14 protein-coding genes are annotated in these 24,326 nt (G+C 44.9%); 3 read left to right on the forward strand and 11 right to left on the reverse strand.

Going from position 1 to position 24,326, the window contains the following annotated elements; translation table 11 throughout:
• Positions 1–93 precede the first annotated feature (93 nt).
• From MHB64_RS22925 to MHB64_RS22935, 3 genes are read right to left on the reverse strand one after another with little or no spacing between them, the layout of a single operon-like run.
• A complete protein-coding gene (locus MHB64_RS22925; RefSeq protein WP_094869475.1) occupies positions 94–567 on the reverse strand; it encodes a hypothetical protein in 474 nt (157 codons plus the stop codon).
• Complete coding sequence (locus tag MHB64_RS22930) at positions 564–1,826, reverse strand: DNA polymerase IV (RefSeq protein WP_094869476.1); 1,263 nt, start codon at positions 1,824–1,826, stop codon at positions 564–566. Before MHB64_RS22930 ends, MHB64_RS22925 begins: the two co-directional genes overlap by 4 nt.
• Positions 1,819–2,016 carry a hypothetical protein gene (locus MHB64_RS22935; protein WP_341135437.1) on the reverse strand — a complete coding sequence of 66 codons (198 nt, stop codon included), beginning with the start codon at positions 2,014–2,016 and terminating at the stop codon, positions 1,819–1,821. The genes MHB64_RS22930 and MHB64_RS22935 overlap by 8 nt, the downstream gene beginning before the upstream one ends.
• A gap of 243 nt (positions 2,017–2,259) precedes the next feature.
• Between MHB64_RS22935 and MHB64_RS22940 the strand changes: the two genes are divergently transcribed.
• Positions 2,260–3,138: a helix-turn-helix transcriptional regulator gene (locus MHB64_RS22940; protein WP_094869478.1), complete on the forward strand. Its 879-nt coding sequence runs from the start codon at positions 2,260–2,262 to the stop codon at positions 3,136–3,138.
• A gap of 44 nt (positions 3,139–3,182) precedes the next feature.
• Here MHB64_RS22940 and MHB64_RS22945 read toward each other — a convergent pair whose 3' ends face one another.
• Both MHB64_RS22945 and MHB64_RS22950 read right to left on the reverse strand, forming a co-directional pair.
• A complete protein-coding gene (locus MHB64_RS22945; RefSeq protein WP_341135438.1) occupies positions 3,183–5,366 on the reverse strand; it encodes an alpha-galactosidase in 2,184 nt (727 codons plus the stop codon).
• Positions 5,367–5,603: 237 nt separating this feature from the next.
• Positions 5,604–8,069, reverse strand: a complete 2,466-nt coding sequence (locus tag MHB64_RS22950; RefSeq protein WP_341135439.1) for a beta-mannosidase — start codon at positions 8,067–8,069, stop codon at positions 5,604–5,606.
• Between the two features lie 132 nt (positions 8,070–8,201).
• Here MHB64_RS22950 and MHB64_RS22955 point away from each other — a divergent pair, with 132 nt between their 5' ends.
• The gene (locus MHB64_RS22955) at positions 8,202–9,065 is read left to right on the forward strand and encodes a helix-turn-helix domain-containing protein (RefSeq protein ID WP_094869481.1); all 864 of its coding nucleotides are present in this window, start codon (positions 8,202–8,204) and stop codon (positions 9,063–9,065) included.
• 26 nt (positions 9,066–9,091) lie between these two features.
• Here the strand turns inward: MHB64_RS22955 and MHB64_RS22960 are convergent, their stop codons facing one another.
• From MHB64_RS22960 to MHB64_RS22970, 3 genes are all read right to left on the reverse strand, one after another.
• Entirely contained in the window at positions 9,092–10,705 is a 1,614-nt protein-coding gene (locus MHB64_RS22960; protein WP_179281560.1) for an extracellular solute-binding protein, read from the reverse strand.
• A 136-nt stretch (positions 10,706–10,841) separates the two neighbouring features.
• Positions 10,842–11,732, reverse strand: a complete 891-nt coding sequence (locus MHB64_RS22965) for a carbohydrate ABC transporter permease (RefSeq protein WP_094869482.1) — start codon at positions 11,730–11,732, stop codon at positions 10,842–10,844.
• A gap of 27 nt (positions 11,733–11,759) precedes the next feature.
• Entirely contained in the window at positions 11,760–12,716 is a 957-nt protein-coding gene (locus MHB64_RS22970) for an ABC transporter permease (RefSeq protein ID WP_094876932.1), read from the reverse strand.
• A gap of 227 nt (positions 12,717–12,943) precedes the next feature.
• Between MHB64_RS22970 and MHB64_RS22975 the strand changes: the two genes are divergently transcribed.
• The gene (locus MHB64_RS22975; RefSeq protein ID WP_341135440.1) at positions 12,944–14,698 is read left to right on the forward strand and encodes a cache domain-containing sensor histidine kinase; all 1,755 of its coding nucleotides are present in this window, start codon (positions 12,944–12,946) and stop codon (positions 14,696–14,698) included.
• A 308-nt stretch (positions 14,699–15,006) separates the two neighbouring features.
• Here MHB64_RS22975 and MHB64_RS22980 read toward each other — a convergent pair whose 3' ends face one another.
• The 3 genes from MHB64_RS22980 to MHB64_RS22990 form a co-directional block, all read right to left on the reverse strand.
• Positions 15,007–19,800, reverse strand: a complete 4,794-nt coding sequence (locus MHB64_RS22980; protein WP_341135441.1) for an S-layer homology domain-containing protein — start codon at positions 19,798–19,800, stop codon at positions 15,007–15,009.
• A 300-nt stretch (positions 19,801–20,100) separates the two neighbouring features.
• Positions 20,101–21,642: a response regulator gene (locus tag MHB64_RS22985; RefSeq protein ID WP_341135442.1), complete on the reverse strand. Its 1,542-nt coding sequence runs from the start codon at positions 21,640–21,642 to the stop codon at positions 20,101–20,103.
• A gap of 228 nt (positions 21,643–21,870) precedes the next feature.
• The gene (locus MHB64_RS22990) at positions 21,871–24,195 is read right to left on the reverse strand and encodes a glycoside hydrolase family 95 protein (RefSeq protein WP_341135443.1); all 2,325 of its coding nucleotides are present in this window, start codon (positions 24,193–24,195) and stop codon (positions 21,871–21,873) included.
• Positions 24,196–24,326: the final 131 nt, after the last annotated feature.

Raw genomic sequence — 24,326 nt, forward strand, 5'->3', positions numbered from 1 at the left:
GCGATTATTCCATCAGAAGAAGATCTCCGGGATTAATTTCTGGTTCACATAAAACAAGACCACGCCAGTAATAATCCCTGACAAAGCCTTGTTTTATTTCAAGTGATCTTTTAATATTGCTCCTAGTTCAGCAGTGTATTTCGTCAACCTTAAGCTTATCTCTGTACGCATAACATCTCGGGTTAATCCAAAGCGTTCCTGATATCCCCGGCAAAAGATTTTGTAATACACCAAGAATTCCTCCTGTTCATCTGCCAGCACCCTGATATTCCGCTGTTTCAGCTCTTTTTGCAGCCGATAAGTATCCTGCATGATCCGGCGTTGAATGGCTTGCCCAGCCATCAAATAGGCGCGTTTAAGAATGTTGCTGGAGGGCTCGATCTCTTTCAAGCTCTTGCTAACCATGGTATCTATATAGGGAAGCAAAATGAGATCTCGAACCATCGTACGCTCCTCCATAGTTATCATTTTATCTGGGTTCACACGCTGCTGTTCCTCGTACTGCTCAACATGTTCGGTCATGATCATTTTCGTTTTCCAGCGCTCATTACCCTCAAGTTTACTCATTTATAGTGACCTCCAATCTGTTCAGCTCTTTCTAGGGCAACACCGGATTCCAGCATAGATGAAGCTCTGATTAGAGCTTTACTGCCATAACGGGCTTTTATTTGATCGATTGCACGTTCTTTGTTGTAAGCCCGAACCCTGTCATCAAAGAGTGTAAGTTGGATGACGCTATCATCTGATAGGTTAGACAAGGAAATCGCTAATCGACCTACGGGAAGGCCAGACCAGTTGTCTGCAAATAATTTTTGCGCAGCAGCAGCTACTTCGTGTGTTAGTGATGTCGGTTCGGGCAATGTCATCTGACGCTCGTAAGCGTTTGAACGCTCTCCGTCCGTCTCTAAAACTGAAATAGAAACTACCGATCCCATATAACCATACCGCCGGGCTCGCTGGCATACTTCAATGACGAGTTCAAGCAGCACAACCTCAATATCTGTATGCCGGGTGTATAAATTCCAGCGAAGAGCCTTGCCGTGTCCCACAGATTTGATCTGATGGCGCATTCCTGTGACCACTGGACTAGGATCCAGCCCGCGCGCAGTTTGCCAATAATATTCCGCTTGAATATCACTTTGCTTACCCATGGTGGTTCGCATTCGTTGCTTAAACTCTGACAGTTCCATTCGCGCAATGTCTCCAATTGTGGATATACCCATACGCCAAAAATTCTTGGTCATTCTAGCCGCTACCATAAACATATCCTGCACCGGAAGTTTCCAAAGGGTCGTCTCTAATTGGTCAAAAGAAAGTTCATATATCCCATCCTTCATCTTCTTGGCGTAGTTATCTGTCGCCATCTTTGCCATAACCTTAGTAGATCCAATACCTACCCGTGTCCAGACTCCCGTCGAAAGTAATACATGGTGCTGAATTTTATGAATCATGTCCTGCAGCGATCCTCCGAAATACGCAAGGGATCCTGTGACATCCAGAAACTGCTCATCGATACTGTAGGGTTCTACCAGATCGGTATATGTTCGGTAAATCTCTGATATCAAGAGTGATACTTTAATGTAAGTCCCCATGCGGGGCCTTATTACGATTAGCTCCGGGCATTTTGCTAAAGCTTCACCTACACGCGAGGCCGTTGTTACCCCCTTCGCTTTTGCAAGCGGGCAGGCTGCCAGCACAATCCCGTTCATTCTTGTTGGATCCCCTACTGCAACAGGTTTATCTCGATATTCAGGGTGGGCAGCTTTCTCCACAGAGGCGTAAAACGCCTGGCAATCAGACAGTAGAATGACGCGATTCTTAGGCATGATGTTGTTCCTGCGCGGGTTGCCATGAAAGAATATTTGCTGCCAAGAACATGCGGGGCGTCCCTGTAGTCAGACAGCTTGCTCGTATGCGGCCGTCACGGATACTGTGTATTTCAATTTTTCGCTGGCTGATATTTCTCGCTTTATCCAGATATATAATTTCAATTATTTGGCCGATGCTGATTTGCATGCGATCGCCTCCATAAAAATAAGAACACTTGTTTGTATTATATGCGTAATCGGGAATTTTAAGCAACAAAAAAGGTGAGGTAATTTCCCCCACCACACCAGCTCTTATTTTTTAGAGCTGAGGCTTGCGTATTCAACAGAGATTGAACAGAGAACGAAAAAAGCTTACACTTTGATAGAGTAAACAACAGTAGTAAATTATTGATCTGTTCTCAAAAGCTTTTTTTAGAAAGGAAAGTTGCTAATGTACCGTTCCTCCTACACCTTTCGCTCGGAAGAAGAAGCTTCCATGCTTCTGTTTGATTCTATCGGCTGGGAACTACTCGATTCACCTGCCTATTCATTCAACGGCCAGAACCGGACGGAGAGAAGTTGTGTTATTTTTCAGTACACATTATCGGGAGAAGGTAGAATTGAAATAGATGGGGTTGTTCATCGGTTAACGAAGGGCAAAGCTTTTTTAGTGACTGTCCCCAGCATACACAGGTACTATTATCCGGAAGAAGGCACCGAGCCTTGGGAAGTTTTATGGCTCAATCTACGGGGGCCTTTAGCGATTTCACTTTGGAACCAGCTCGCTGCTCATTGCGGTCCCATTGTAGAACTCCCTCAGGAATCGGTTTCAATAGATTTATTGTGGAATACATTCAAGGACATTCAGGTTCATGAAGAAAGAGATTTGCATCTTTTAACGGGAAAAGTCTTTCAGTGGATCTTGTCCATGGAGAAATATCTCAGGAAACCAAATTTGTTAACTACCTATATAAAAAATGACAAGCTTCACGCCGCAATTCAATTCATGAAGGATAATTTGCATAATAATAATCTAAGCTTAGACGATGTTGCGGCTCATATTGGCGTTTCCAAGCATCATCTTTGCAGACTGTTTCAAAAAAACATCAATCTTTCACCCTTTGAGTATTTAAAAAGACGGCGGATTGAGTTAGCAGCTTCTAAACTTAAAACAACAGATTTGAGTATCAACCAGATTGCGACGGAAACCGGATTTGATAATGCCAGCTATTTCGGAAAGGTTTTCCGGTCCTATTTTGGGGTCAACCCTTCGACTTACCGCGAACAGGATCTAGCGTTCCTCACCAAACATGTATTTTTCGAAAATTAATTCATATAAAAAAGGAGCAAACCCTTGGCTTGCTCCTCTTTTTATTAAACCTCTTTGAGTACAAATAGCAAACTTTTGAAATCGCCCTCAAGCTGTGGAAGAGTGAGTCCGAAGTGCATCAGCTCATCCCCTCTATACACTTCACCATTAAGCTCAAGTTTGTAATTCTTAGCGGGGTCGAGTCCTTTCAACCGCAATCTGCGGAGAGGAGCATTAGGCTCAGCCAGAACTCTGAAATATGTGGCAAAAGCTTCTTTTTTATCCTCCGAAACAAACATCCACGCCGTCTGATTGCCTTCAAATGGACTAAGCAGTCGATAGAAATCTCCGAATTGAATCAGCATTCTCAGTTCTTTGTACTCAGAAACCTGCTTACGGATATCTTCGCGTTCAGCTTCAGTGAGCTTGGTCATATCTAGTTCGTAGCCGAAGTTACCAGACATCGCAACATGACCTCGTGTTTCCAATGGGGTGATACGGTGCACCTGATGGTTAGGAACAGCCGATACGTGAGCACACATAGAGCTTGCAGGGTACACCATGCTTGTTCCATATTGGATCTTCAATCTTTCAATCGCATCCGAGTCATCACTGGTCCAGGTCTGTGGCATATAGTACAGCATTCCTGGATCATATCGTCCGCCACCGCCAGAGCAGCTTTCGAACAGAATATGAGGGAAACGGGTGACGATACGTTCCAGCACATCATAAAGTCCAAGAATATAACGGTGAGCTGTTTCGCGTTGACGTTCTGCAGGAAGAAGAGCAGATCCAATCTCCGTCATATTCCGGTTCATATCCCATTTCACATAAGTAATCGGAGCCGATGACAGCACAGAGCTAACCGAATCCACAATATAATCACATACATCCTTACGGGATAAATCCAGTACAAGCTGCTGGCGAGCTAACGTTCTTGTGTGACCTGGTACATGAAGACACCAGTCCGGATGCTCACGATAAAGATCGCTTTCTGGCGATACCATTTCCGGTTCGAACCATAATCCGAATTCCATGCCCATTGCCGTAATGTCTTTCCCGAGTTTTCCGAGACCTTCCGGAAGCTTGTTGCGATCCTCTACCCAATCTCCGAGGGAGCTATCATCATTGTCTCGTTTCCCAAACCACCCGTCATCTAAGACAAACAGTTCAAGGCCAAGGTCTTTGCCTGCTTGAGCAATTTCTTTGATTTTATCTGCGTTGAAATTAAAATAGGTCGCTTCCCAGTTGTTGATGAGAATAGGGCGCTTCCGATCACGGAATTCACCTCTGCATAACCGGGTCCGATACAGACGGTGGTATGTTCTTGATAATCCACCAAGTCCTTGACTGGATCTTACCAGCACTGCCTCAGGAGTCTGGAAAGATTCTCCCGGTTCAAGCAACCATTGAAAATTAAACGGTTGAATGCCGATGCCCACTCTGGAAATCCCGTATGGATCCACTTCCGCTTGCGCAAGAAAGCTTCCACTGTACACAAGGCTGAACCCGTATACTTCACCATGATCCTCTGTTGCATCTTTTGCAAGCAAGGCCATAAACGGATTCTGCGTGGAACTACTGGCACCGCGTTTACTGTCAATTCGGTGGATACCAGGTACAAGTGGTCTTTTATAGATATGGCGTTCTCTCGTCCAAGTCCCAGATAATTGCAACATGTCATATTCCGAATCATGGAAATCGACATTTGCGCTTAATACACGTTTCAGTACTACATTATCCTTACCCTGATTCTCAATTCGCACGGAACGTGTGATTACATCCTGATCATTAAATACAGTGTAGCTTAATACAGCAATCAATCCCGTTTTGTCATCCTGAAGATACAGTTCCAGTGTCTCTGCTTCTGCTTCGTTTTCAACATAGGTGGATGGCAAACCCTTTAATGCAGGTTTTCCTTTATTAATCTTATGGCTCTTATACAGGAAATTTGTAACGCTCGTACCATCTACTAAATGAACCTCAAGCGCGGGTTCACGGAAATCGCCGTTTCCATAAGACGGAAATTCACTTGGAAGGGTGTCGAGGGAGATTTTTTTATCCTCCATCGTGTAGGTCGGGCTAAAGGAGCAACGTTCCACCAAATTCAGCGCTTGCACTATTCCCTCTAATTTAGGACCCCAATAAACATGCGCTGGAAGCTCACCTCTGACGAGTTCAATAATGTAGCTGGATTGCTCAGACTGTAAATGAAATACCTTGCGGCTGTCATCATAATAAATACTCATAATATCCTCCTACTCTTCTTTTCAGATCTTGCTGTTTGAAGTCTATTTTAAAGATAATTGGAAGGGGATACAATCTGAATATCTATACCTTCATTAGTAAAATATTGATCTATAAAAAATTCAATTTCATGTTATTAAGCTTTGCAAAACAATAAATGATTATTAGCGGCTATAGTAAAAAAAATACATAAAAAAAGAGGCCCAAGTTAAGGGCCTACTTCCTGCGAATCCTCCTATTTAAATATCAAATACGGAGCGTACAGTAAGCTGTGCACGAAGTTCCTCCACCGTAGCTGGCTTGTCGAGATCTTTTTTAGCGATGGTAATACTCCTAGTTGTACCACCCGACATATCAAAATAATTGTCGCTGAAGATGGCATCTCTTTCCTTGAAGTCTAAGCCGACGAAACGAGCATAGGTCTTGGCCTTCACAGTAATTATGAATTGCTCTTCTTCCTCGGTAAGCACCGCATCAAGCTCAGGGTCAACGAAGCTAAAATGCTTCGGCTTAACAAACAGGACCGTTCCGCCGCTCTTCCTCTCCCCGTCTACCTCAAAAGCGTATTCCAGATAAGTCTCACGTTTCTTCCCTTTCGTATCCAATATGTGACCGAAATCAAGCTGTTCGAACTCAGCAGTACTTAATGCGGCAATCTCCACTGGCTTTGTGCCTTCCAGTAAGACCTCAGATGTCGCAGTGAGCAGTCTCCAACTCAGTTCACCAATAACTTGTTCTCTGCTTTCGTTAGAGACATGAAGGGAGACCTTCGTTCCTTCCTCATGGGCAGAAACAAGGATCGGTGCGAAGAAGTGTTTAGCCGCATAATGCATAGCCTTCCACCGGCCATAATAGTCGATACTGGACCAAGAAGCTACCGGCCAGCAGTCGTTCAACTGCCAATACAATGCCCCCATACAGCGACCTCTATGTCTGCGCCAGTGCTCAACGCCGCAGCGCATCCCTTCTGCTTGAATCAGCTGCGAGGCATATAGCACAGACTCAAAATCTTTCGGATATTTGTAGGTCTCCCCGATATAATAGAGAATTTTCTCATTCCCGGTATTGTTCTTCTGATGGGACTCCATGACATAAGAGAAGATATTACGATCCTCCGGCAGTGTGAACGATTCGATGGTCTTCAGGCCTGGGAAGGACTGTAGCCCAAATTCAGACATATAGCGCGGATATAGCTTCCGGTAATCGGTAAAGGGTTCTTTTCCATGCCAGACTCCCCAGTAATGCATATCTCCATAATTCTCGTCATTTGGCTTGTCAAAGCTGCCTTTGGAGGATGGTGAAGCCCGCCAGTAGAAGGTGTTCGGATCAATTTCTTTTGCGATTGCCGGTAGAAGCACCTCATAATGCTTAATATAATCTGCCTTTAGCTGCAGAGAATAATGCTTCTCCCAGTCCCATTCATCCCAGGCCAGCTCCTGCTCGTTGTTGCCACACCATAAGCCTAGCGATGCATGATGGCGAAGACGTTTCATGTTATCGATGGTCTCGTGCGTGATATTCTCCTCGAAAGCCTCGGTCAAGGCATAGATGCCGCACGCATAGAGATGATCCTGCCAGACGATAAGACCATATTCATCGCAGAGATCATAGAAATAATCATCCGGGTAATATCCGCCACCCCATACACGAATCGTATTGAAATTGGCAGCCACACAGCTTTGAAGCAAGCGATCTGTACGCTCCCTAGTCACACGCGGCAGAAGATTGTCCTCCAGAATATAGTCAGCACCTGTAGAGAAAATAAGCACACCGTTAACTTCAAATGCAAATGATTCTCCCCACTGGTCTTCTTCCTGCTTCACCGTAATGGTTCTGAGTCCAATCCGCAGTTCTCTGCGATCTAACTCCTGCGCCTTTTCCTCAAGTACAACCTCTACATTGTACAGCGGCTGAGCACCGAGATTATTCAGCCACCACAGCTCTGGCTCGGTAATTTCCAGTGTAATATGATGATCTGTTCCAATAGTCTCAATTACACGTTGCTCCAGAATTTGACCCGCTGGTGAATGAACTTTAACCACAATCTCCCGATCAGCCTCCAGCCAGCTCGCTGTCCTAACTCGAACATCCAGCGTGACCTTATCCTTCTCATGAAATTGTGTAATATAAACATCCTCAAGGCGGGCGCTGTTATAACCCTGAATAGAGAGACTCCGCCAGATTCCTAGATCGGGCAGCTTCGGACCCCAATCCCAGCCAAACATGGAGTGCGCTTTGCGCAGATGCGATATCCCCTCTACCGCATCCGCACATCCACTAAGCGGAAGCTCTGCTTGCTTCCGTAGAGTAAATTCTACTGGGGAGCGAAAAATGGCATGAATAGTATTATCACCAGTCGTCAATACAGACTTAATATCCACTTCATAGGTCCGGTGCATGTTGTCACTGTTCAGAATATTCGTTCCATTCAGGTAAAGCCCACAAAGCGTATCGAGCCCTTCACACAGCAGAAATATGCGGTCATGCTCTAGAACTTCAGCCTCTAGTTGAAAGCTACGTTGATATTCGTAATCATAATTGGACAGTTCCAGAACCTCATGCTCCTGCTCGCGGTAGAACGGATCTGGCATTGCTCCGGCGTTCAACATATCATGGTAGACAGAGCCTGGTACACTGGCTTCCAGCCAATTTGATTCATCAAGCCGTTTCATTTTCCATTTTCCATTTAGATCGATAAGTTGCATATTTTCGCCTCCACAGATGTGCTATTTTAACTTCTTGTATTAAAATCTTAACAGTAATATGTATACATTTCTTCTATTGTGTTCGCAAAAATAGTGTGCTATTTTAACATCATCAAACGCTGGAGGAAGAGCATGATCAAATACACCGAGGCAAGCCACATCAACCCCGAATTGCTAGCTGATCCCTTCTGGGTAGAATCTCTGAGTCAGGTATCCCCAGAACATACGCATGATTTTTATGAATTTTTTATACTCACTGAAGGCCGATGCCGGCATATTGTCAACGGGGCTACCCAGCTTCTTCAATCTGGCTGCCTCGTCTTCATCCGGCCCGATGATACTCATCACTATGAAGCTGACGGGGATAACGATTGCCGCTTTCTCAATATTCCCTGCCGAAAAAGCCTCATTAATGATGCCTTTAGTTATCTGAATGAAGAAGAATTCCTGCACGGGCTATTAAATACTCCGCTTCCTAGAATCGCCATGCTATCTCAACTGGAGATGGATGATTTCATTCGTTCTTTTGAACGCATCCGAATGCTCTCTACCTTAGACAAAGTAAAGTCCAGGATTTATCTGAAAGGAATACTCGTAGATACACTTACCCAGCATTTTTTCTCTCCAGAAACCATCGAGCAGCCAGAATTCCCATTGTGGCTCGAACATGCCGTTTCCAAGATGCATCTAAAAGAAAACCTGAACAAAGGTCTTCATACCCTGTACGAGTTGTCGGGCAGAAGTGCCGGTCATGTCAACCGGGCCTTCCGCCAGTATTTGAACCAGACACCAACAGAATATATCAATCAACTTAGGCTCAACGTGGCACGTAATCTATTACTTACTACTGAACTGCGTGTGGTCGAAATCGCCCTGGAATCCGGCTTTGAGAATGTCAGCCATTTCTATCATCAATTCAAAAAATACTATCATCAGGCCCCGCTAGATTTCCGCAAAAATACGCATGCCATAACAAAAGGCTCCCCCTCTGCCTGAATGCAGAGAGGAAGCCCTTACATTAATTATTTTGAATTCCACAATTCCATACGTTCTGCGTACTTCTGGTTAATAATTTCTTCTACTTTCTCATCCCCAGCCTTTTTCATATCCGCAAGCATCTTGTCAAATACGGAATTAGCTTCGGCTTCCGATGGAGCAATGATCACTCTCGTAATGCTTTGATCCATAATATCTTTTACCTTCTGTGCAGTCAGGGCTTCAGGTGTTCCCCCGTCAGGGGTCAGGTTGTCATATTCCGCTGTATCCCATACGGAGTCCCCAAGGCTCTTGATCGCCAACTGATCTACTTCACTGCGTTGATATTTAACCGCCATATCGTAAGGCTGTTCATTGGCATCCAGACCATTTTTAATAAACCATAACCATTTGCGGACACCGCTTTTCTTCACTGTGTCATCCCAATTTTCCTTGAAGCTATCCAAGAATGCAGGGTCTGGTTGTCTCTTGCCATCCACCATGGTGTATTGAACGCCTTCTTGACCCCACAGCAGTAAATGCTGCCCTTCATCACTCGCCAAGAAATTGAACAGCTTCATTGTTTCTTCAGGGTGCTTGTTATTCTTAGTGATAGCGATGGCATCCCATCCCAGTGAGCTTCTTGGTCCAGATGTCGTTTGGGTAGGGTCTGTGCCTGGTGCCACAACCTTATAAGGGAAGAATTGATTATCTTCGCCGCCATCCTTCTTCAAAGTACCATTCGCGTTACCTGGGTCCCAATATGCGCCTGGAGTAGAGAATACTGCGCCGGTAGCCAGCTTTTGAATCCAGGTTTGTGTTTTACTGATGGCAAATTCCTTTTCGATCAGACCTTCTCTGTATAATTTGTTCACATAGAGCAGCATTTCACGATACTTAGGATCCTTAACATCATATTGCAATTTCCCATTATTATCGTAGTAGGTTTTCAGCCCCCACATGCCCTTGAACGTTCCAAGGTTGGCGCCCATATTCTCACCGTTCATGGTCATTGGAACAGATTCTTTTCCATCAATCGTCTTGTTTTTTGCTTTAAAATCCTTCAAAATTGCTTCTAATTCATCTGTTGTAAGCGGTGCTTTGCCATCTGCTTTGTCTGGAGCCAGACCTGCAAGCAGATTTTTTCTCATCAGCATCCCAAAGACTGGGTCACTATCTAATCCATACCAGTTAGCCAAGTAATAGTTCTTTCCGTCTTTATAACGCGTCTTGGTCAGTGTGTCGCCATACATTTCCTTGATATCAGGACCATTCTTCTCAATCAACTCATCGAGTGGAATGAAGGCACCGCTTGTGATGTATTTATCAAGTGAAGCATCCCCGCGGCTCATCACGACCACATCTGGATAGTCGCCGCTGGCAAGCATCAAGCTTAGCTTCTCTGTCGGATTTCCTGTTGGCTGCTGAATGGAGATCTCAATGCCAGTCTTTTTAGTGATTTCTTGGGCGACAGCATCAGTAAAAGGCTCTCCCTTAGTATTTGAATCAAACCATGTAAGTGTAATCGGCTCTTGTTTTGTATTGTCTCCAGCCGCTTTGTTTGTATTGTCTGTTCCATCATTAGAGCCACAGCCCGCTAATAGACCCACAGATAATGCAGCAGTCATACTTACGCTCAACAATTTGTTTTTCTTTATCATAGACACCCTAATTCCTCCCATTAATTAAGTTACGTCACAAGCCTATCAAGCAACCAAGCAAGTCTGTCCGCTCACCCCCCTTCAGGGCCGCCAGTTGGACAATTCCTCTCCGGCTGGCGTTCGGTTATTAATCATATTAACTCTTAACAGCTCCCAAAGTCATACCCTTAACAAAATACTTTTGCAGGAACGGATACACTAGAACGATAGGCAATGTTGCAACCATCGTCGCTGCCATCCGGATCGTATCGCTTGAAACCGCATTTCGTTTGGCAGAGTTAGCCAGCATTTGCGATTGCGATACCATACCTCCGGTCTGGAATTGACTCAGTATTTTGACGAGTACAGCTTGCAAGGTCTTCAGGTCTGAGCTGTAAGTAAAGGCATAAGAGTCAAACCACGAGTTCCAATGTGATATTGCCTGAAAGAGGCCCACTGTCGCGAGTACTGGTGTTGTTAACGGCAGCACAATCCGGAAGAAAATCATTAAGTCGTTCGCTCCATCTACTTTCGCTGATTCCTCAATCTCACCAGGCAATCCCTCCATAAAAGTACGGACAATAATCATATAGAAGACATTCATCAAGCCTGGCAGAATAAAAACGGAGAAAGTGTCGATCATATTCAGGGCTTTAAGCACCATGTAATAAGGAATCAAACCGCCTCCGAAATACATCGTAAAGATGAAGTAAAGGTTCCAGCCCTTGCGTCCCATCAAATTCCGCCGGCTTAGCGGATAAGCAAGCATCGTAATCACAAGAACCGACAGTGGTGCACCAATTACGGTCCGTTTAACCGTTACCCATATCCCATTCATAATTTCGGTATCTTTCAAAATTTGGTTATAGCTATCAAAGGTGATATCTCTTGGCCAAAAGTAGACGCCACCACGAACAGTATCCTCAGCAGCATTTAATGAAAGCACGAGAATATTCCAAAAAGGTAAGAAGGTAACTAGCAATACAAGGATAAGAATCAAATATACAAAACACTTAAAGATATGATCTCCGTATCTGTTCAAAAACATCTCAAGCGCTCCTCTCCATTTTGTTATTTAGAACAACGCTTGGTCGTTCACTTTTCTAGAAATTCGATTCACGATTACAACAAGAATGAAGGCAATAACGGATTTGAATACCCCCACGGCAGCCCCGTATGAGAACATGCTGTTTTGCAGCCCGTATTTGTATGCATAAATATCGATAACTTCCGAGTACTCAAGCACAGTGTTATTTTGCAACAGATATTGTTGTTCAAAGCCGGCATTCAAAATACCTCCGACTGCAAGAATCGCCAATATCACGATAGTTGGACGTAAAGCAGGGAGCGTAATATTCCACATTTGCTTGAATCGGCTAGCTCCATCTACTCTTGCGGCTTCGTAAAGCTCCGGATTAATAGCGGATATTGCAGCAAGGTACATAATGGCGCTAAAACCCATTTCTTTCCACATATTAGATAAGGCGATAATCCACCAGAATAAAGGTCCGTTTTGTAGAAAAGCTACGGGTTCGTCCACAATCCCGAGCGTTACTAGAAGATTGTTGAACATCCCATCGGAAGCTAGCAGTGTAATTACAATGTTAGCGGCGATAACCCATGAGATAAAATGCGGCAGATAAGAAACCGTCTGCGTAAAGCGTTTGAAAAATCCCTGTTTTGCTTCATTCAGCACAAGCGCGAGTATGATCGGCGCCGGAAACCCGAATAACAAGGTCAAGAGGCTTGTCGCAAGCGTATTACGCATTACACGGTAGAAGTCTCCTGTGGTAAAGAAATATTCAAACCACTTAAAGCCAACAAAGTCGGCATGGAAAAATTGTTGAAAAAATGTTCCTCCACCCGGTTGATAGTTTGTAAATGCCATATACATACCAAACATAGGTCCATAGGAAAATAGCAATGTCGCAATTATGGCAGGGAGCATTAGCAAAAATAACCATTTCTGCTCTTTTAATCTGTACCAAAAATTATTGCCCCTGACTGTTTTGATAGCGCTTGCTTTATGCATCAAATACCCTCCCTTTTTATTTCGTGCAGCATGCCTTGCTACATCTCGATTCAACTTCTCTCCTATTTATCTTAAGTCCGTATAGAACTCCTTTCTATACTTCAATCCTCCGAATGATAGCGCTTTTTAAAGGAGTTTCTTAACATTCGAGCATTGGATTTCGATATTCAGTCTGATATGATAAACTTGGCTTTCCGTGAATTTACAGTAAAGAAGGGACTTCTACGATGCGTCATTTCTACAAAAAGTATATTTATATGCCTTTTATTGACCTTAGCTTTCGCTCCAAGCTGTTCCTTGTGTTCGTTCTGGTCACCATTATTCCAATGATGTTATTAGCCTACCTTTCCTACGAGTTAACAAAATCAAAATTAACAGATCAGATTTACAGCAATATGATGAATTCGACGGCGCAGATCAATAAGAACCTGGAGAACAAACTGGACAGTTATGAGCATATTTCCGCTTCCATTTACTTGGATAACAGACTGGCCACTTATCTCACAAGCGAATACCAGGATGATCCATCCTATCTAGACGTCTATCAATATATTGGCAATCGTATAGACACGGTACTGGCCGCTTATCCCGATTTTGGTAGCGTTTTCATTTATTCGGAAAATGAATCACTTCCAAAAGATGATTATTATATCAAGCCGGTGACACCTGAGGTTAAAAATACAGCGCTGTACAAGCAGCTGATGCAATCTCACGGGAATATTATTCATCTATCCTCACCGCAGTCACAAGATAATCCCGCGATGTTTACACTAGCCAGGTTACTGAACAATAATCGCAATCAATATCCCTACGGTATTCTGGTTTTCGAAATATCCGAATCGGTGATCTATTCTTTAATGGAGGAAGAGACGGGTGGCAAAGATATTTTTATTGTTAATGACAAGGGCCTTATATTATCAGCTGCTGACAAGCACTTATTAAATACAAGTCTGCCGGAAATGCTTGATCAGAGCTTTGATGAATCGCCATCTGGCCGATTTGATACTACATATAATGGGGTAAAAGCATTCGCCGTCTACAATACGCTAAAAAACGGATGGAAAACCGTATCTATCTTTCCTTATGACAGTATCATTCAGGATGCCAAATCACTGTCCGAGCTCATCATCAAAATTTCTTTAGCTTTTATAGTCGTAGCATTAATACTGATATATATAACGGCATCGCTGTTCAGTAAACGTATTCGCACGTTAATCCGAATGATCCGGCGGCTTGAACGTGGTGACTTCAACCCTACGAATGATGAATATTTAGGTAATGATGAGATTGGCCAGCTTCATTTTGCCTTCAAGCAAATGACTACACGCTTAAAGAGCCTAATCACCGAAGTGTATCAGAAGGAGCTACAGAATAAGGAGGCAGAGCTTGACCTGCTTCAGGCTCAGATCAACCCCCATTTTCTCTACAATACACTGGGCTCCATTTCGTCTCTTGCCCTAAAACATCAAGATACCCGTATTCAGGATTTGGTGCTTCATCTCGCCAAGTTTTATCGCATTTCCCTGAATAAAGGGAAGAGCATCTTAACTATTAATGAAGAATTGAAGCTGACGCAAAGCTATAACGCCATTCAGCTGATCCGATTCAAAGGACAATTGAACATCACCTACAATATTGATGAAGTGATCTTACCTTACTCTACAGTCAAGCTAGCCTTGCAGCCTTTTGTAGAAAATGCGGTGCTTCATGCTGTGTGGAATCAGGAAAGCCCGCTAAATATTCATATCAAAGGACTAATAAAAGATAATGATATTCTTCTATCCGTGATTGATGATGGTATGGGGATGAGCCGTGAGACACTTCACGCTTTACTTGAGGATAAGCCCGGACGAGGTTATGGGATTTCAAACGTAGATCGACGGATAAAACTGAGATTTGGGGAGCATTACGGCGTCACAGTGTTTAGCAGACTCGGAATAGGTACCACTGTGCAAATTCGCTTGCCGCAAAAGGAACTGTAAGGAATGACGCATCTGAATAATCGCAAAGCTTATTGAGAAATCAGAAATATTGATTAACAATTAGGGAAATTCGCCCGATTATTAGGGAGGATTTCCCTAATTACATTGCATCCAGGAATTTTCCGGCTATTTTTAGGGAGATTTTCCCTAATCGCTCTCACCTAGCCTAGTTGCCACGAGCCCCTCGATATAACCATTATCATTAGGACGCTAGCTACTTAATAAAGCTTCAGTGAACACCAAAAACGAAGGAGCTAAGCATCTAGAGATCGCTTAACTCCTTCGTTCATTTGTATATTTGCAATGTTTTACTTCATAATCAAGTTATAGATCACTTGGGTCGCTTCTGCTCGGGAAGCGATCCCTTTTGGTGCAAACAGACCTTCACTTTGGCCTTGAACCAGTCCTAGGCTGGCTGCTCCCTTTACAGAAGATGCTGCCCAAGAGGAGACTTGCTTCATATCGGTGAATGCCACGTCAGCTGAAGCAACAGTTACTTTGCCATTCTTCAGCTCATAGGCTTTCATTAACATGACCGTGATTTCTTCACGGGTAATCTGTGCAGCCGGCTCGAACTTGGTTGCATTTCTGCCGCTCACGATGCCCGCCTTGTAAGCGATAGAAATGGACTCCGCGTACCAAGCAGACGGTGCAACATCAGCAAAGCTAACATCTCCTCTTGTGGTCAGCCCAAGGGAATGAACGAGCATAGAGGTGAACTCAGCACGTGTAATCGCACGGTTTGGTTCAAACTTGTCTTTGCTAGTCCCTTGAACATACAGCTTGGCCGCCAGTTCTTGGATTGCAGGACTAGCCCAGTGATGGGCTGGCACATCGACAAAGCTCCGTTTAAGCTCCAGCACAGCATATTTACTAAAGTGATTAACTTGTGCTGTCAATACACCATCAGCATAATTCGCAGAGATATATTCCAGCTTACCGTTATCCGCAATATAGTAAATGCCTCCACGCCTCAAATCAAAACCTTCTCCCACTGACAAGCTTAGCGTAATGGGTTGATCGAACGCAGAAAGCTTTTCTGTTGTGCCAGTTTTCGGGGTCACCGACAGACTGAACTCATAGATATCACCCATGAGTCTAACCTGTGCATGAGTAGTTCCCTCCGCTGCAGCAATGATCTCATTAGCCTTGCTGCTGAGTGGTGCTAATTTCAGGGTTATCGTGCTATCTTCCCGCTGACCTTCCGGTAGCTTGCTCTGCAACTGGCGGAGCAGATCCGCAGGCACCTTCATGGAGAACTTACCGGACTTCAGAACCAGCGTGTGATTCGCCAGCTGGCGAACAACATCAGAGGATAATTGTATCTGCTGTGTATCTCCCTTAATCTCCACGATGACATTACCAGATGCACTATCCACCTTCAGCATCTCTCGTGTAAGGATTAGAGTGCCCGCGCCATTCTCTTGGTCTACAATGCTACCAGGAGTACCGTTGTGGTTACCCGGATTCGCAGGCACTTCAGGATTTCCCGGTTCTACAGTAGAGGCTGCTTTGACTGTAACTTCTGCCGTAGCTTTGAAGCCGCCGTCTACTGTTTCCACCGTAATTGTGGTTTTCCCAGCATTTACAGCCGTTACTGTTCCATACACTACGGTAGCTACAGACGTATCGCCTGAAGTCCAGTGTACTGCTTTATTCGCCGCCTCTTCTGGAGATAGCGTAGCCGTCAGCTTTCCGGTTGAACCAGCAGTTAATGTTAGCTCTGTCTTATCTAGCGATACACCTGTAACTTTCTTAGGTGCAGCTGTTAATTTTACCAGCTTCGATTCAGCCGGCTGCATGGACAATGCAAGTGTTCCTGAAATCGTCGAAACCTCTCCCGTCCATAGGTCTTGCATCGTGTACGAATCCGCTGCGTCCAATCCGGCTCTACCAAGATTCACCGTTTTGTCTGCAAAAGCATTGGCGCTGTAGTTGAATACAGCCAGATAATAATCGTTGCCTTCTTTCATTACAAAAGTATCCGCTGCATTTGCATTCGTATTCCCTTCCAGCGGCTTGAACACTTTTCCTTTTAACGCTAATTCGAGAACCTCCTTGTTGTTAAATAAGGCAGTCATGTACTCCTGTGCCTTTGGATCGTTAACATCATCAGAGCCGAGAAGTACGGTACCGGCGATGACGCCAGAGTTCATTCGACTGCGAGCTTCAGTTAAGCTGGAAGCACGGGCCAACGCCAAATGATCGGGATCCGTATAGGTGTAGATCGTGCCATTTTGCCAGAAGCCATAAGTCAACGAATTCAGCATGTACTCCGTTTCATTGATCTTACCGTAGGTATCGCAGGAAATACGTCTGCTGTGTGCATATTGACTTGGAAAGATTGGCGCAATAGATGCGCTAATGAACATTTTTCCATCCAAACGATCTTTCACATAACGCATTCCTTCATTATAAGCTTGAATCCCTGTCGTTACGGTTGAATCGAAATGTTGTCCCTCAAGCGAACCGTGCGTCAAGAAATCCAATTTGATGAAGGTAAAGCCCAGAGCCTTAAATTTGTCCAAAAAATAATTCATGCGCAGCTTAGCACCTGGATGTGTCACATCCAGAGGAAAAGCCCCATCCAGCGTCGGCAGCGGTTTACCCTCAGCATCTTTGAGGACAATATCGCCATACGTATACTTATTGTCGGTACCCTCTACCGGCTGGCTCATATTGTTGCCCCAATATACAAATGGTGCCCAATAAATACCTGCATGCTGACCATTACCCTTAATGACTGATACAGCGTCAGCAAGCTGCTTATCATTCAAATTGTCCCAATAGGAATCCATATTAATAAATACATTACCGTTATTATTGAAATCATTTAGGTGCTCCTTATAATAATTGGAGACATCCACAACGTCTTGGTATGAAAGTGTACCTTCGTAAGCTCCCCAGCTGTTAAAGCCAACCGGCACGCCTTGCGGCAACTCAGGATTCAGCAACAGTGGAGGTGTGATGATCGCATTAGCTTTTCCGTATTCCTCAAGTCCTGTGCGGTAATCACTGAATGCCCCCACCATAATCAGCGGCGAGGACAATTCTGCGCCTGTAAGGATGCCATGAGGCTGGGTATCCCGTGTAACGTCGCTGGCTGCTCCGCCATAAACCGCCAGCTCATTCAGCCGATTAGAAGATCCTTTCCAGTCGATCCCGGTCTTCCACGTATCATGAGTGACCGACCCGAGCACAAGGCCGCTGCGTGTCGAGTTATTAAAGATAGTCGTCATTTCATAGCTGGTATCCGCTCGGTTCATAGATTGAGATTTATAACGAATCCAAGCATCATTGTCAAAAGGAACGGTCAGTACCCGGTTATCTGCACTGGCACCGATATCCACTCCACCTGAACGTTTTACGGTAATAGGTGACATATAATTCGTCTGTAACGCCGTGTCGCTAATGGCATCCAGACGAGTTAAGAAATACTTCTGATCGTCATAAAACTTGTAAACCTGTTTGAGCGTTGGCTGTCCAGCTGAGGTGTGAACAAAAGTAAGCTCCACTCCTTTGCCGAAGCCATCCTGAATTTCTGCTGGAGCACCAGCACTTGCATGATTCTCATAGCTTGCAGTCTCAACGAGCGTATCACCGAGTTTGATGCTGCTATAGATTCCTTGCAGCTTCTGACCATCCGTCCACTTGTAGCTTGCGTATCCAGACTTAGTATAAAAGGAAACCTCATATTGCCCATTCGATACGAGCGTTCCATAAGTATATTCGGTAACGGTGATGGCCCCGTAGTTATCCGAAGCCCCTGGTGTCCCCAGATCCCCATCCTCTTCAACTGGAGGATTAGGATCTGTACCCAATGCCGGTTCTACAATAATTCGATCCAGATCTGGCGCATACCAGTTGCCGTCTGAGAATTTGATTGTATTCTCGCCTTCGTTCAGGGGCAGGGTAAGCTCATATGTGAGAGCCGTATCCCAGTCTGGTGTCTTTGGCAGTTCATAATACTGCTCTGCTCCACCATTAGCGCTGACGTATAAGCTACGCGGGTCACCTGAGAAATAAGCTAACGTGATCCGATAATCCCCTGTCATCGGAGCCGTAATCTTATTGAAAGTTAAGGAACTGCCGCCATTCAGATACCCTACCTTCTGTCCACCGGAAGCATTCGGGCTATCACCAACTCGTGCTTCTCCAGTTAAATCATTGACCGGAGACTCCGCTTCATAACTGATCGTATACGGAATGACTTCAATCCGGTCGAAATCTGGAGAGTACCAGTCATGATCCGAGAAAATGATCGTGTTCAACCCTTCCTGCAGGGAGGCTTCTACATCATAAGTCCCTACCGTATCCCAGCTTGCTGTCTTTGGCAGATCAACCAATTCATCCTGTCCATCATTCACCTGTATATAGACAGGCCGCTGGTCACCGGAAATATAGGAAATACGGATCAAATACGTTCCCGCTGCCGGCACAGTGACATTTGTGAACTGTAAAGTACTGTTTTTATTCATATCCTTTACAATTTTGCCACCGGAACCAACGCTGCTGTCCGCTATTTTGGCGTTGCCTGTAATTATATTTTCAGGCGCTTCGGCTTCTATGATTGCACCATGCAGCTTCTCCTTCCAGTCGCCTCCAGATCCTTCACCTAGGTCGCTGTCGTCCAGTCCACGAATTACGATCTTGTCGATGTCTGGAGAATACCAGTTGTTGTCATCAATCAGGATACTGTTCTCTCCAGCATTCAGCGGAAGTGTCACATCATAAGCTCCCACCGTATCCCAATCCACTGTCTTGGGTGGTTCTTCAAACTGCTTATCGCCGCCATTGGCACTGATATTGAATGGCCGCGAATCGCCAGAAAAATAGTATACTGTAATTTTATAATTCCCACTCTCACTTACAGTCACATGATTGAACTGCAAAGTGCTTCCTTGATACATGCCTCCGACTTTCTGCCCCCCGGAAGCCGCTGGGTGTTCAGAAATAGAAGCATTGCCAGTCATAGCATTTCCATCAGCTTCAGCTTCATAGGTAGTATTCTCCGTATCATCGGCATAAACCGTACTGACAAACTGACCGCCACTGCCTATTACCAAGCAGATGATGACAAAGAACAAAAATCCTCTTTTCATTGCTTTCCCAAACATTTAATCCCTCCGTTTGTAGGTCTCCTTGCACTTTTGTGATATTCGGGCTATATCTGTCCATCAAGTCATCAAAGGAGTTGGTTAAGAAGCATCTTGAAAGCGCTACCGATTTTCGATGAACTAAAACTCCTTTGATTGCCTTGATGAATGAAGCCCCTCACATGTGCTAGTTATAATACATGCTTAATTGTAAAAAGCAGAGGGATTAATATCCATATCGCAAGTTTACTATTCGTAAGGGAAAGTAACTTTATTTCCTATTTGCCGAACTGAAGCGCTACACAATCATAGACTCTTCCTGTACTCGTTAGGTGTAACGCCTTGGTTCTTCAGAAATAGGGAGATAAAATAAGACGTGCTTTCGTAACCGACTCTTTGGGCGATATCCTGAATTTTGAGCGAGCCGTCAGCCAGCAACTCTGTAGCCTTACCGAGCCGGATACGTGTTAAATAATCATGAATCGTGATACCCGTCTTATCTTTGAAAATGGAGCGTAAATAGTTGGGCGACAAATAAACCTGATCAGATAAGCTATTGATCGTAATCGGCTGATCAAAATTCTGGTCGATCATACTGCGGACCTTGTGAACTAATTTCGTGTTTTTGTCCATAAGACGCTCACCCAGCAAGCTCATGGCATTGCCGGCAGTGCCCAGGATCAAATCCTCAATCTCATTTAAAGTCAATGCATTATAGATGGAATGATATAACTCCGCCCGTTTAACCCCTTCAGGAACTGGTTGATGCAGTTGCTCCAGCAGCTCATCGACAAGATCAATCGCCCATTCGCAGATATTTTTTTTCTTGATTCTTAGTTGGGCTAGTCCCTCGAAATACTGATGCAACTTCTGTGCAGCTTGCTCGAAATCTAGCTGATTGATAGCTTCAAACCACTCTTTTCTATTAAAAGGTGGCACATGCTCACTATCGAACTGGTTTGAAATCGCCAAGGCATGAATAATTGAACCCGTCCCTTTATAGAAACGCTCATTCAGGATTTCACGCGTCTGCTTATACAGACAATGTAACTCTGTTAATTCGGTTTCCTGCGCACCGACTGCCGCCGTCACTGTGAAATCCAGTCCGCTTCGGATAGCCGTTGCCAAATCCTCCCACGCATAATACCCAGGCTGTTGGCGTGCTTCCATAAATACACCTACCTCCCCATCTTTGTAGGGCACAAATACCGTCTCTATATTCTTTGACTTGAAGAAATGATCCAGAAAAGCTACCAACCGGTTCTTACAATCTTCCAGACTCTGCTGTTCTCCCTCTGCCTCAATCGGATCGATACTGAACAGCGCCATTGTGTAGCGATTCCTCTCAGACTCACGGGTAAGCTTGCAATAGCTGGTCGCCAGATCAGCGGCATGTTCCGCATTTTTTTCATAGGAAAGCTCCTTAAGAAGGTTCGTTTTAGCCGCCTCCATGGAACGCTTCTTCATTTGAACTTCCTCACAGCGCTGCTTCACCTTCGCGATAACGCTTCCAATTTCATTCAAGTCGAGGGGCTTCAGTAAATATCCAACAGCACCTACATTTAGTGCCGATTTTACATAGTCGAATTCGTCATGCCCAGTCAGGAACATTAACTGCATCCAGTCATAGCTCTCATGTATTTTTTTAGCCATTTCAATACCGTTCATAATCGGCATCTGGACATCTGTAAGAATAATATCAGGTCTAATGGCCTCTATCTTCTCTAGAGCCTCTCTACCATTACTCGCAGTTCCGACCACATAAATACCCATTTCTTCCCAGCGGATATAATCTCTCATCATCTCAAGGCCTATTTCTTCATCATCAACTAGAAAAATACTATACACGGATGTCCCCTCCTCTTTGTTGTCTGCTTTTTGTTTCTTCTATTATATTCTTTTCCCCTTAGGCTACTATGGTCCAAATAAATGAAAGTTATTTTCAGGCATGAATCGTTAATTTGCAGATATCGGCAAAAGGGCTATCCGGTCCATAACAGACCGGATAGCCCTTTAATCATGCGCTAATCACCCAGCATAATTAAAGCGGGGGTTCATATCCCCCCCGCTGAATCATTATACCAACTCTAACTGACTGTTAAAATAGTAGCTTCCTCCTATTTCGCCTTGAACAGTAGCTCTTCTATCTCCCAGCCGAAGTGTCACGGTTCCTGGCGAGTAGGTACGGACCCTTGCTTCCACCAATTGACCAGTGTCCCAAGCTACATCAACCTCAGCATTTCCTTTGGCCCGCAGTCCTGATACCGATCCTGTACCCCATGCCTTTGGAAGCGCAGGCAGCAGATGAATCTCACCCTCATGGCTTTGCAGCAGCATCTCGGCAATAACAGCCGCCCCCCCGAAATTCCCATCGATCACAAAAATATTACATTCCGCTCCTCCAATGCCCGATTTGGAAAAGCTGAATAAATTATCGAAACTGAGTCCACCAATCAAATGAGAAATATGATTAAAGGCCTTTTCCCCGTCATACAATCTGGCAAAGCCGAGACCGAACAATGCGGCGGTAAATTCCACATCCTCCAGTTCTTCCTGAACCATCCGGTTCTCAAGTGTTACTCTCACCGCAGCGCTAAGTTCAGGTGTCTTACCTGGTGTAATCTGATTACTTGGATATACCGCGAACAAATGGGCCAAATGCCGATGCTCCGGCTGCGCTTCCTCGTAGTCCTCGAGCCACTCTTGCAGCTGCCCTCTCTTGCCGATCTGAAACGGTGGCAGCTTGGATATCGCTTGCTCCAGCTGCTCCTGTAGTTCCTCGTCCGTATTCAGTAGTTTCGCAGACTTCAAACAGAACTCAAAAAGGTCTTTCACCAGCATCTGATCCATAGTGGTACCCATAGATAGCTGCTGTGCGCCATCGCTGCTATCCGCAGGATAGAAATGATTCTCCGGCGAGTTCGAAGGTCCGGTCACCAGCCAGCCGTATTTTGGATGAATGGTCATATAATCCAGGAAGAATGCTGCGGCTTCTTTTAGCACTGGATAGGCCTGTTGCTCCAGAAATACACGGTCCTGACTGTATTCATAATGCTCCATCAGATGCGTCGCAATCCATAGTCCACCTGTAACGTTCAGCCCCCAAGATGTCTCCCAGCCCGGAGCCGTGAAGCCCCAGACATTCGAGAACACATGTGCTACCCAGCCTTTGCTGCCATAGAAATCGCGAGCGCTTGACTTTCCAGCCTGAGACAAATCCTCAATATAGCGCATTAATGGTAAATGACTATCCCCAAGATTTACGACTTCTGTCGGAAAGTAATTCATTTGTGTATTGATGTCCAAATGATAGTCACAGCTCCACCCCATACGGCAAGCCTCGCCATCATTCCATATTCCCTGTAAATTCAGCGGTAACGGGGAGTCTGCCCGAGCTCCAGCAATAGTCAGGTAACGTCCGTACTGCAGGAACAACGCGAACAACTGCGAATCCTCCTCCTGACCCTGTGCCAGTAATCGAATACGTTGGTCAGTCGGCAGATTCACCTTCCCAGTGGTACCTAATTGGATATCCACCTTCCCATATTCTTGCTCATAATCTTTGATATGATCTTCTTTTAACTGCGCATATCCTTTAATCAAAGCCTGCTGTAATGTGCTGCTGCTCTCCATTTCCCACTCCGAGTTACTACGGTTGTAATCGGTGCTGACGGCAAAATAAATTCGCGCCTCATTGGCTCCGGCAATTCTCAATTGACCTTCCCCTCTGTACATCGTACCACCGGAAATGCTTACCTTAATTTGTCCCTTTGCCCATACCCCGCAAGTGCCGTCACTATGCACATTCTCTGTGGCTTGTCCTCTAAATTCAATAATGTCGTCATTCACGACTTGAGTCGTAAACGACTCTGAACCACCCTCCAGACCAATCGTAAAGGATACACCTCCCGGTTCATCGCTCCAAATTCTTGAGACCACCAGATCATCAGCATGAGAGGCAAAAATCTCACGATGCAGCGTTGTCCCTCTACTGTGAACCACTGTCTGAGCCACAGCACAGGTCAAATTCAGCTCTCGCTCGATAGCCGCTGCTGACCCGGAATCCGTGTCCTGTTCTGCAAAGTCAATGACAACCTCGCATAAACCAAGGTTCGTACCGAAATTTCGTTTCTTCGGCTGCAGATGTTGTTTGGCTAGACGGTCACCTTCGTTATAATCGCCAGCAAAGAAGTACTTCCGCATCTCTTCCAGCGCAGCTTTGCCTCCGAAAGGAGCAGGCTCTGACTCCGCTTGACCCGACCAGTAGGTAACCTCGGTCATGTTCCATACCTCACGATACGGAGCAGCTATCACTACTGCACCTATTCTTCCGTTTCCCAGTGGCAATCCTTGTGACCAATCCGTTGCAGGGGTAGAATACCATAATCTAAAATCGCCCATTTTATTTTCTCCTGTCCATAGTAGAATCTGTGCAATCGCGTTAACCCTCTAAAAACGTTGTTAAATAATCCGCTAAATAGTGTAAACCTATTCATAATTCCATCTCTTTCATGATGAATCATTCTTTCTAA

It is taken from the genome of Paenibacillus sp. FSL K6-2859, from assembly GCF_038008265.1.
GTDB lineage: Bacteria > Bacillota > Bacilli > Paenibacillales > Paenibacillaceae > Paenibacillus_AQ > Paenibacillus_AQ nitricinens.

Coding starts and splice junctions, on each gene's coding strand:
- MHB64_RS22925 (WP_094869475.1), bottom strand. CDS start 567: ATGAGTAAACTTGAGGGTAATGAGCGCTGGAAAACGAAAATGATCATG.
- MHB64_RS22930 (WP_094869476.1), bottom strand. CDS start 1,826: ATGCCTAAGAATCGCGTCATTCTACTGTCTGATTGCCAGGCGTTTTAC.
- MHB64_RS22935 (WP_341135437.1), bottom strand. CDS start 2,016: ATGCAAATCAGCATCGGCCAAATAATTGAAATTATATATCTGGATAAA.
- MHB64_RS22940 (WP_094869478.1), top strand. CDS start 2,260: ATGTACCGTTCCTCCTACACCTTTCGCTCGGAAGAAGAAGCTTCCATG.
- MHB64_RS22945 (WP_341135438.1), bottom strand. CDS start 5,366: ATGAGTATTTATTATGATGACAGCCGCAAGGTATTTCATTTACAGTCT.
- MHB64_RS22950 (WP_341135439.1), bottom strand. CDS start 8,069: ATGCAACTTATCGATCTAAATGGAAAATGGAAAATGAAACGGCTTGAT.
- MHB64_RS22955 (WP_094869481.1), top strand. CDS start 8,202: ATGATCAAATACACCGAGGCAAGCCACATCAACCCCGAATTGCTAGCT.
- MHB64_RS22960 (WP_179281560.1), bottom strand. CDS start 10,705: ATGATAAAGAAAAACAAATTGTTGAGCGTAAGTATGACTGCTGCATTA.
- MHB64_RS22965 (WP_094869482.1), bottom strand. CDS start 11,732: ATGTTTTTGAACAGATACGGAGATCATATCTTTAAGTGTTTTGTATAT.
- MHB64_RS22970 (WP_094876932.1), bottom strand. CDS start 12,716: ATGCATAAAGCAAGCGCTATCAAAACAGTCAGGGGCAATAATTTTTGG.
- MHB64_RS22975 (WP_341135440.1), top strand. CDS start 12,944: ATGCGTCATTTCTACAAAAAGTATATTTATATGCCTTTTATTGACCTT.
- MHB64_RS22980 (WP_341135441.1), bottom strand. CDS start 19,800: ATGAAAAGAGGATTTTTGTTCTTTGTCATCATCTGCTTGGTAATAGGC.
- MHB64_RS22990 (WP_341135443.1), bottom strand. CDS start 24,195: ATGGGCGATTTTAGATTATGGTATTCTACCCCTGCAACGGATTGGTCA.